A 9,858-nucleotide genomic window follows, 5' to 3' on the forward strand; every position below is an offset into this window, starting at 1 on the left:
CTCGATTGGTGTATTCGCCTATATAATTGCTGCTGCGGCTTTAAGATGCTTTTTCAGTTCGTACTTTTCTTTAGATGTCATAATTCTAACTCTCTCTTACCTCCTTATTCTGACTGAGTATGTCTTCTATTGCACATACAACTGTACCAACCGCATGATTGGGATGCTCCCAATGGGGCGGAAGTATTATCTATATTTTTCTGGCGGGAAGGGAGTATTACCCATCATTTAGATTTCACGCAAAGTAAGTCTCGATCGCTAATTACTCAAGGCTTTCATCTTCTCGATCGATCCCGCCACATCGGGTAATTTCTGCCCATATTTCTCGGCTGTCTCTAACCAGAGATCGGCAACAATTTTCAACTCGCAAAGAACTTCTTCTATGGTTTCGCCTTGTGCCAAGCAGCCTTTCAACGCTGGAATTTCGGCAACATAGCCGCCTTCTTCGCAGGGATAAATTACAATTGGATACTGCATTAGTCGTCTTCCTCGTCTAGTTCTGGATCTGCTGATTCGATTAATTCTAAAACTTTGCGAACATAGATCGCTTTGACTCGATTATTATGAACAGGAATTACAAAAGTTGTTTCTGCATATTTGAAAATATGGTGACTGCCTGTAACTCGATCGAGATAAAATCCTTCATATTCTAGTAAGTTACGAAGATCGGTAAAAGTGGCATTCTGAGGGCTATTTGTCAGCCTTTCAATTATTTTTTCTCTTTTGCCCATATGCTACGATCCGTTTTTAAAAACCAGAGATCATTCATCGATCGCCTGTAGAGCTAGCATAATCTCTTGAGGATGAGCGTCTGCATATTCCCAGGCGGTGTCTAAATCGCTCTGTGTAAGCTGGGGATACATCTGAAGGAGATCTCTGTCACTACAGCCGAGATCCTGGGCGTTGACAAGCTCCCAGATGGCAATTTGGGTATTAGCGATGTAGGCTTCCCCGTCGCTAATTTCTGGCGGTTTGGCAATCTCCGGCTGGGGACTTACCAAGCTGTGCGTCAATAATTGGATGACATGCTCTTTTTCGGCGGGAGTCAACGCTAGTAATTGGGATTCTAAGTCTTTGAGCGTCATAATTTAAGATAAGCCTTAGATATCCAAACTAGAGGATTATTGATTCTATTATGCCCTACAGCCATCTCGATGAGAGCAACGGACACAAATCCTTCCAACTACCTGGCTCGCGCCCTCATTATAATCCCGATCGACCCGGACAGGTCGAGCATATTGCACTAGATTTGGTGCTAGACATTCCCAATTCTAGTTTTCATGGTACTTGTGCGATTCGACTCAATCCAGTGCGGAATGAGATCGAGTCATTGACGCTCGATGCGGTGGATCTGAAGATCGATCGAGTTGAAATTGACGGTACCGATTGCGCGTTTAATTATGATGGGGAATTGTTGCATATTCCTGTGAAGGTTAATGTTATTGCTGGCAAAATCTTAGATTTAGTTATTTATTATGGCGTAGAAAACCCACAGCGCGGGATGTATTTTATTCATCCCGACGAACATTATCCCGATAAACCTACCCAAGTATGGACGCAGGGCGAAGATGAAGATTCGCGGTTTTGGTTTCCCTGTTTTGATTATCCCGGACAACTGGCAACTTCGGCAATTCGGGTACAGGTGCCGAAAGATTTTATGGCGATTTCTAATGGTGAATTAGTCGAGCAAACTATGTTCGGTGAAGATCGCGTTTATCAGTGGATGCAGAAGGAGATTCACCCGACATATTTGATGACAATAGCGGTAGGCAGGTTTAGTGAAATAGCCGATAGTTGGAATGGTAAGCCCGTCACTTATTATGTCGAAAAAGGACTGGAAGAATCGGCAAAACTGAGTATGGGAAAAACTCCTCGGATGATTGAGTTCTTTAGCGAGAAGTTTGGTTATCCTTATCCTTTCCCTAAATATGCCCAAGTTTGTGTTGCTGATTTCATCTTTGGTGGGATGGAAAATACTTCGACAACGTTATTAATGGATCGTTGTTTGCTGGACAAACGTGCATCTTTAGATAACTTTAATACCGAGAGTTTAGTCGCTCACGAACTGGCTCACCAATGGTTCGGCGATCTGGTGGTAATTAAACACTGGTCGCACGCTTGGATTAAAGAGGGGATGGCTTCATACTGTGAGGTATTGTGGACGGAATATGAGTATGACAAAGACGAAGCAGCTTATTATTTACTCGGCGAAGCGCGGAGTTATTTAAGTGAAGATAGCGATCGTTATCGCCGTCCGATCGTGACCAATATCTATCGAGAAGCAATCGAACTATACGATCGACATCTATATGAAAAGGGTGCTTGTGTCTATCACATGATTCGGGCAGAATTGGGCGATGAATTATTCGATCGATTCGTGCATACCTTCGTCCGCGATAACGCTCACAAAACTGTCGAAACGATCGATGTCTTGCGCGCGATCGATAAAGCAACCGGACGCAATTTAGCCTTCCTCTTCGATCAATATGTCTATCGCGGTGGACATCCAGATTATAAGGTCGCCTATAGTTGGGACAGCGATAGTAATTTAGCCAAACTTACAGTTACTCAAACTCAAGCCAAAGAGGGCGTACATACCCTCACAAATGATTTGTTCGACCTCAAAATCCCGATTGGATTTGGTTATGTTAAAGATGGCGTTGCCGATGTTAAAGTCACCAAAATTCGCGTCTATGAAAAAGAACAAGTCCTCTATTTTCCCCTCGAAACTAAACCTGATTTCATCAGTTTTGATGTCGGTAATAACTATTTAAAAACCGTCACCCTCGAATACCCTTTGCCTGAACTAAAAGCCCAGCTCAAGTCAGACCCAGACCCGATTTCGCGGATCTATGCCACAGAAGCGATCGCCAAAAAAGGCAACCTCGAAGCCGTCAATGCTTTAACTGAATGCCTTGCCAATGAAGAATTCTGGGCTGTCCGACTTGAAGCTGCTCAACAATTAGCGACAATTAAACTCGATCTCGCCGTCACTAATCTAGTCGCCAAAATCGGCGATGAAGATGCCTTCGTCCGTCGCGCGATCGTCGATGAATTGGGTAAAATTAAAACGCCAGAAACCTACGCCGCAGTCAAACAGCTCGTCGAAGCAGGCGATGAAAGCTACTACGTCGAAGCCGCCGCCTGTCGCGCTCTCGGAGGAATGACTACCGCCAGCCTCAAAGACAAGCAGGAAGAAGCAATTAACCTGCTCACAGAAGTACTCAATACTCGCTCTGGCTGGAATGAAATCGTCCGTGCGGGTGCGATCGGCGGTTTGAGCAAAATGACCGATTCTGAAACCGCCCTAAACACCGTTTTAGAATACGTCAAACCGGGGATACCTCAACCGCTGCGTTTGACCTCAATTCGTGCCCTTGGAGCGATTTCTAACGGTCAATCCGAGCTAAATCTGAATACTATTGTCGAGAAATTCTCCGAACTCGCCCGCGAGTCATTTTTCCTGACTCAAGTCGCCATCGTTGGTGGTTTGAGTCAGATGGAAACCGTTAAAGCGATCGGGGTATTACAAAGTTTAGCCGCTCACAGTCCCGACGGACGCGTCAAACGGATGGCTGATGAAGGCGTGCAAAAAGTTCAGAAGAAAATCGGTACGGATGGAGCGGTAAAACAATTACGTGAGGAGCTAGAAGAAGTCAAAAAAACCAATCAAGAATTAAAAAGTCGCTTGGAAAATCTGGAAGCTAAGAGCAAATAGTTATCCACACACTTTCTGATAGCGCAATTCAGCAACGCCAGAATTAGGTAGAGGTACTTGATGAATTACCCCTACCTAATTTTAAGGATTTATGCTCGTGTTATCAAATAGATTTTAGCTTTTTAATAATAAATAATAGAGCTGTCCGGGACCGCCTGTCACCCCCGCGCGATCGCCAGCAACTTTACCCTTACCCATAAAATAGTCTACACGTCCGGGGCCAGTAATCGCGCTACCAGTGTCTTGATCTAAGACATAACGACTCACCAATTTTTGTTGGATCGAACTACCACTAGCGTATGGTAATTCGGTATACACCAGAGCTAATGCTCCAGGTGGCATCATTGATTTATCGGTGGCGATCGATCGATCGGCTGTCACTGGCACATTAATACTCCCCATCGGTTGACCATTAAAGGTTTCTTTCATAAAAATAAATCGTTTATACCGGGGAATATAAACGTCTAATTCTTGAGGATTGTCTTGGAAATAACGGATGATGCCAGGGAGTGTGAGTTGACTGGGCGTGACTTTACCATCTTTAGCTAGTTCTTTGCCAATGCTGCTGTAAGCAAAATTCGTACCGCCAGCAAAGCCGACTGTTGTTTTGGTACCATCAGTAAGATTAAATTCGGCAGAACCCTGAATCTGTACTAGAATCGCTTCAAATCGATCGCGCATCCAAAATATCTCATTCCCGGCGAGCGAACTTTTGCTGCCTTGTAAGCCATCTGCGCCCTCTAGCATGAGACGTTCGGGCTGAGGGTCTTTCCAACTACTAAAGTTGGCAGGTAATTTGTAAAGTGGATATTTAAATTCGGCTGTTTGCTGGCGACTGGCTTGATAAATCGGTTCGTAGTAGCCAGTAAATTTGACGGTACCTTTATTATCTTTACCGATCGATTGATAGAAGACAAATTCTTTTTTTACAGCCGCTTGGAGTTCGCCTGCCGAACGGCTGGTATTTACCAACTGCCGAAATCTGACGAGGGAACGCCGCACGCGATCGCGACTGATGCCTTGAACGGCATAATTTTGATATGCTTTGATGGCAGCAGGTGTATCTAAATAACGCAGGCTGTTATCGATCGATTTGACCATTGCCAGTTTATCACCCGATTTACCCCACAGTTGTTCGTCAAACCCCAGCGAAGCCTCTTCATTGTAAATGGTGGTACCCCGATCGGATCGGGTATTGGCGGTGGGTTCAGCAGTTAACCTGATGGGTGCTTGCTGGTTGAATCCTAGCGCAATACCTAGATTCAATGAGAGTAATGCCAGTGTTTTAATCATGAAGTAATTAGTAAGGTGATGCTCGGACATGGCACTCTTTGACGCGAGTTAGGGAGATCGTGTTTCCACTACCCGTCGATCCGATTTTGGATTTTGGATTTTACGGTTCGCGCGCGCCTTTATTTCCCGACGGTTTAGATCGTCTTCAGGTAGATAAAAGGCACAAATAGTCGAAACTTTCCAACAGTATCCGAACCCTAAAGCCTAAAGCCTAATAATCCCGATCGATACTCGATGCAAATACAGGTTCGACTCGAATTGCTTCTACACATTCTGGACGTACCAACAGGTATTCGCCCTGAACATTTTTCATGGGTAGATTGATAAAGTCTCTAGAACCAGATTTGGGCATCAGCTCATTACTATACCATTTCTGAAAATCTTGAGCGTTGGGGAAGCGGATTTCTTCTCGATGACCGCCTGATAGTAGCAGATGTACTGCATATTCGGTCGCTACTTTAGCCATATTCGATCGCCTGTGATGAGACTTAATTACTCTGAATATGCCCAATTCTCGATCGAAAATTGCGATCTACTCGGCTCCAATCTCAGCTAATTTAGCGCGAATCGCTTGAATATCTTGCCACATCAACCACTTAGGCTTACCCACATCGGGTGCGGGGTTTCGTAATAAATAGGCAGGGTGAAAAATTGGCATACACCATCTGCCTTCCCATTCAATCCAAGTACCGCGAATTTTGGTAATACCGTCTTTTTTGCCAGTAATGGCTTTTACCGCCGTAGCACCTGTAAGCAGAATAATTTTAGGATCTACGATCCGAATTTGTTCGAGTAAATATGGCTTGCACGCCGCCACTTCAGCCGGGGTGGGGACGCGGTTGTCGGGAGGACGACAGCGGACGACATTACAGATATACACGTCCCGTTCGATCGTTAGTTTAACCGCTGCTAAAATCTTTTCGAGCAATTGACCCGATCGACCGACAAATGGTAAACCTTGTTCGTCTTCATTTTGCCCTGGCCCTTCCCCAACAATCAAGATCGGCGCGCGTTCGTTACCTCTGCCGACAACTGCATTAATCCGCGTATCGCCTAATTCACACCGATGGCAAACCTGACAATGACTGGCAAGTTGACCTAGATTATCATAAGTACCGGGTGCGATCGGCATATTAGCACTAGTAGGAATCAGCTCGAACTGATTAGCTGGTAAAGATTCTACAGGCGGCTCGACATCGATTTGACCGAAGAGGTTTAATTGAGATTCTGGAGACATGGTGAGTCAGTGGAAAGTAGAAAGTGCATCGTTGGCGGAAAGCCCGCTCTCCTGGAGAATCGCTGTCAGGTTGTTGACGATAGAATGCGGATTCCAGCGGTTTTATTTTTAAAAACTATCATCACCAATCTCAATTTTCATAATGATGGTTGCTGACTCCAACGCTTTATTTTTTACGTGCTAACATATCCCATGCCAACTTAGCCGCACCAGTAATTCCGGCTCGATTGCCCAAAGTCGCCTCGATTAACTCGAATCCGGGACGAGAAGTTGACACTACGCGCTGCTCGATCTCCCGTTTGGCTGCGGAGAGAAAGTATTTCGCACTAGCACTGATACCCCCGCCAATAATGGCGACTTCTGGAGTCAGGATATAGAGAATAGTTGCCAAACCAATCCCTAAATTTCGACCGTAATCATCCCAAAATTCTAACGCATCTCGATCGCCTGCGGCTGCTAACTCGCCCAACTCTTGCGGCTCTTTACCTGTCGAGCGGTAAATTGCTTGCCTAGATAAAAACTGCTCTAGCGAACCATTATTCCCACTATTACACGCATGTCCGTTCGGATCCATCGAGATCGAACCCAGTTCCCCCGCACTCCCCGCATGTCCCGTAAATAATTCCCCATTGAGAAATACCGCTCCACCGACACCAGTACCTAAAGTTAGTAAAACCCAATTGCGATAATTTTTGCCCGCACCCAGCCAATGTTCGCCCAATCCCGCACAGTTACCATCATTGCCGATTACTGTCAGCACGCCAGTACGAGACTGAATCAGCGTCGCCACTGGGATATCGATCCATCCTTCCAAATTAATCGCAATCTTCGCCACCCGTCCCGCTGCATCCGCTGGCCCTGGCGTAGCGACCCCGATCGCGCTAATATTAGCCATCCCTGGTGCTAATTTCTCGATCGCATAAACCATCGTCTCGATCGTTGCATCGGGATACGCTGGCTGTGGTGTCGGCACCGACAGCGATTGAAGACAAGTCCCCTGCTGGGTAAATCTGCCTAATTTAATTGCCGTACCGCCAAGATCGATCCCGATTACTTCTGTCATTTGGATTTTGGATACTTCTCCTTATGGAGACGCTACGCTACAACTACGCTCAGTACAAGTTTTGGATTGTGGATTTATCTATTCTCCCCAAACATCCCACACTCCCCACACCCTATCACCGCCCTCTTTCCCTGGGATTAATCAACTCGCTCAAGCCTTCGCCTAATAAAGATAAACCAGTTACCATCAGCGTTAGTGCCAAACCTGGAAATAGTGTCGTCCACCAAATCCCCGTCGAGAGAGCGGGTAAAGCTTGCTTGAGATCGTGTCCCCATTCAGCGATTTCATCTGGCAAACCCAAACCGAGAAAACCCAACCCACCCAAGACTAAAATGGCATCGGCAGCATTGAGCGTGAATAAAACGGGAACGCTCTGCACCACATTTGCAAATAGATATTTTTTCAATACGTGGGAAGTAGAGGCACCCAACGCCTGCGCCGCTTCGACGAACATTTGCATCTTCAAACTGGCTGTCTGATTTCGCACCACCCGAAAATACTGCGGAATATAAGAAATACTCAATGCGATCGCAGCATTAAAAATCCCTTTACCCACGATAAACGCTAACGTCACCGATAATAACAATCCTGGCAACGTGTAAATCGTATCCATCACAAACAACAGCACGCGATCGAGATTGCCCCCTAAATAGCCGCTAATCATGCCTAACGGCACCCCGATCGTCAAACTAATCAAAGTTGCTAAAATCACCACTTGTAGAGCCGCCTGGGTGCCAAACAGCGTCCGCGAAAAGACATCGTATCCTTCACGACTCGTCCCAAACCAATGTTCCCAAGATGGAGCCTGATTGATGGGGTTATAAGGTGGATTCGCCGCACCTAATAAATCTTGCGGATCTTGTAATAACCCGATCGCCTGCAATAATGGTGCAAAGATTGCGATCGCGACAAAACTTACCGTCAATATCAGTCCCAATCCTAGCAATTGCGAGGAAAGTCGATCGCGCCGTTTGTCAAATAATTGTTTGAGTAAGCCATTGGAAATTTTACTAACAGCCATAAGCACACTTGCAGCGATCGGGGAACGGTTCAATTACTATAAGGCATTCAGTCCGCTAAATGCGATCGGGGTCGATCGATTTTGAGTGGGGGGACTGGGAGATGGGGAGACTGGGAGACGGGGGGACTGGGAGACTGGGGGACTGGGATCTGCGGATTATTCCAAAATCCATTCACTATTCACTATCCACTATCCACTAATGGCTAGCTAGCGCAAAAATAGTGTACAATACATATCGACCGACATGGAGAGGTGTCCGAGTGGTTGATGGTGGCTGACTCGAAATCAGTTTTAGGGTTACACCTAACGGAGGTTCGAATCCTCTCCTCTCCGTAGTTTAAAAATAGTTGTACTTGTGCCCGATCGACCCCTAATTTATATTAAGGGGTCGGTAAAAGGTGGCCGCGACATTTTACAGTAGGGCTAGCAATTAGGATTATTCCTCACCTAGCCGATGATTATTACCATTACCGCACTCAAAGGTGGTGTCGGCAAGACAACCACCTCAATCCATCTAGCAGCATATCTGCAAGAAAAAGCCCCAACATTACTAATTGATGCCGATCGCAATCGTTCTGCATTAGTATGGTCGCGCGAAGATAAGCTACCATTTACCGTAGCTTCTCAAGCGGCTGCAACCGCGATTATCGGTAAGTACACTCACATTATTACCGATACCCAAGCCCGTCCCGAACAAGACGAGCTAAAAGATTTAGTAGCCAGTAGCGATTTGCTCATCGTCCCGACTACTCCCAATCATCTCGATATTGACACCACCATTAAAAGCACCGAATTACTCGAAGGCTGGGGTGCTAAATATAAAGTTTTACTCACCCAAGTAGACTCCCGTACTAAAACCGGACGAGAAGCCAGAGCGATTTTAGAAGAGGCAAAAGTGCCCCTATTTAAGACCGATATTCCCCTGCTAGTCGCCTTCGAGCGATCGTCGAGTCGCGGTATCATCATCAAAGATTGTAGCGATCCTCGCGCTCAATTTGGCTGGTCTAAATATCAAGCTGTCGGGAAGGAAGTATTAGGTTAACTAGATTTTAGCACCACCTGGGGATGAATCCCCAGGCTAACTAAGAAAGTCCACTGAAGTGGACTAAAAACTTGACAGTCCACTTCAGTGGACTTGAGCCTGTAGCCCGCACTTCAGTCGCGGGTTACATCATCCCCCAGTATTCTGGTTTGACCGAATCTTCGATCGCCAGCAGCCACGCCGCTAAATCGAAACCCACCGTAATTCGCCAGATCTGAATCTGTGCGAATTGTCGATCCGTACCGCCACTGACGAGCCAGCGATAGCTCCAATAACTCAATGCTAGCCAGCGGAAATAACGACGCTTCAGCCAGCGCAAGGGATTGCGTCGAAAAGACTTAAATTGACCCAGCATTGGCACCTTTTGAGCAGATTTTTAATATATCTCAACAATTATGCCAAAAATTTTTGCACTTCGCTTGATATCTCAGTAAGTCGATCGACACTCGCGATCGCATAATGTAGTCTAGAATAAGTAGCGCAG

Annotated in this window: 12 protein-coding genes and 1 tRNA gene; 4 read left to right on the forward strand and 9 right to left on the reverse strand. The window is 46.0% G+C overall.

Annotated elements, in window-relative coordinates:
* A partial coding sequence (locus RMO79_RS03685; protein WP_310481705.1) for a hypothetical protein occupies nt 1-232 on the forward strand: 232 nt, incomplete at its 5' end.
* Nucleotides 233-258: 26 nt separating this feature from the next.
* Here RMO79_RS03685 and RMO79_RS03690 read toward each other — a convergent pair.
* The 3 genes from RMO79_RS03690 to RMO79_RS03700 are packed head-to-tail and all read right to left on the reverse strand — an operon-like array spanning nt 259 to nt 1,085.
* A complete protein-coding gene (locus tag RMO79_RS03690) occupies nt 259-477 on the reverse strand; it encodes a type II toxin-antitoxin system HicB family antitoxin (protein ID WP_310481706.1) in 219 nt (72 codons plus the stop codon).
* The gene (locus tag RMO79_RS03695) at nt 477-731 is read right to left on the reverse strand and encodes a type II toxin-antitoxin system HicA family toxin (protein WP_310481707.1); all 255 of its coding nucleotides are present in this window, start codon (nt 729-731) and stop codon (nt 477-479) included. Before RMO79_RS03695 ends, RMO79_RS03690 begins: the two co-directional genes overlap by 1 nt.
* 30 nt (nt 732-761) lie before the next feature.
* A complete protein-coding gene (locus RMO79_RS03700; RefSeq protein WP_310481708.1) occupies nt 762-1,085 on the reverse strand; it encodes a DUF433 domain-containing protein in 324 nt (107 codons plus the stop codon).
* Nucleotides 1,086-1,135: 50 nt separating this feature from the next.
* Between RMO79_RS03700 and RMO79_RS03705 the strand changes: the two genes are divergently transcribed.
* A complete protein-coding gene (locus RMO79_RS03705) occupies nt 1,136-3,718 on the forward strand; it encodes a M1 family metallopeptidase (RefSeq protein ID WP_310481709.1) in 2,583 nt (860 codons plus the stop codon).
* Between the two features lie 114 nt (nt 3,719-3,832).
* On the opposite strand, the gene RMO79_RS03710 is transcribed toward RMO79_RS03705, so the two are convergent.
* The 5 genes from RMO79_RS03710 to RMO79_RS03730 form a co-directional block, all read right to left on the reverse strand.
* A complete protein-coding gene (locus RMO79_RS03710; RefSeq protein WP_310481710.1) occupies nt 3,833-5,041 on the reverse strand; it encodes an MltA domain-containing protein in 1,209 nt (402 codons plus the stop codon).
* Between the two features lie 181 nt (nt 5,042-5,222).
* Nucleotides 5,223-5,477 (reverse strand): hypothetical protein, encoded by a 255-nt coding sequence (locus tag RMO79_RS03715; protein WP_310481711.1) that lies wholly within the window; start codon nt 5,475-5,477, stop codon nt 5,223-5,225.
* Nucleotides 5,478-5,543: 66 nt separating this feature from the next.
* The gene (locus RMO79_RS03720; RefSeq protein WP_310481712.1) at nt 5,544-6,248 is read right to left on the reverse strand and encodes a uracil-DNA glycosylase; all 705 of its coding nucleotides are present in this window, start codon (nt 6,246-6,248) and stop codon (nt 5,544-5,546) included.
* Between the two features lie 166 nt (nt 6,249-6,414).
* The gene (locus tag RMO79_RS03725) at nt 6,415-7,311 is read right to left on the reverse strand and encodes an ROK family protein (RefSeq protein WP_310481713.1); all 897 of its coding nucleotides are present in this window, start codon (nt 7,309-7,311) and stop codon (nt 6,415-6,417) included.
* A gap of 115 nt (nt 7,312-7,426) precedes the next feature.
* A complete protein-coding gene (locus tag RMO79_RS03730) occupies nt 7,427-8,332 on the reverse strand; it encodes an ABC transporter permease (protein WP_310481714.1) in 906 nt (301 codons plus the stop codon).
* A 246-nt stretch (nt 8,333-8,578) separates the two neighbouring features.
* Between RMO79_RS03730 and RMO79_RS03735 the strand changes: the two genes are divergently transcribed.
* Nucleotides 8,579-8,665 (forward strand) — tRNA-Ser (locus RMO79_RS03735).
* Nucleotides 8,666-8,786: 121 nt separating this feature from the next.
* Nucleotides 8,787-9,374 (forward strand): ParA family protein, encoded by a 588-nt coding sequence (locus RMO79_RS03740; RefSeq protein ID WP_310481715.1) that lies wholly within the window; start codon nt 8,787-8,789, stop codon nt 9,372-9,374.
* Between the two features lie 124 nt (nt 9,375-9,498).
* Here RMO79_RS03740 and RMO79_RS03745 read toward each other — a convergent pair whose 3' ends face one another.
* On the reverse strand, nt 9,499-9,729 hold the full coding sequence (locus RMO79_RS03745; protein WP_310481716.1) for a hypothetical protein: 231 nt from the start codon (nt 9,727-9,729) through the stop codon (nt 9,499-9,501).
* Nucleotides 9,730-9,858 lie beyond the last annotated feature (129 nt).

Source organism: Chamaesiphon sp. VAR_48_metabat_403 (assembly GCF_031422475.1).
In the GTDB taxonomy this organism is placed as follows: domain Bacteria; phylum Cyanobacteriota; class Cyanobacteriia; order Cyanobacteriales; family Chamaesiphonaceae; genus Chamaesiphon.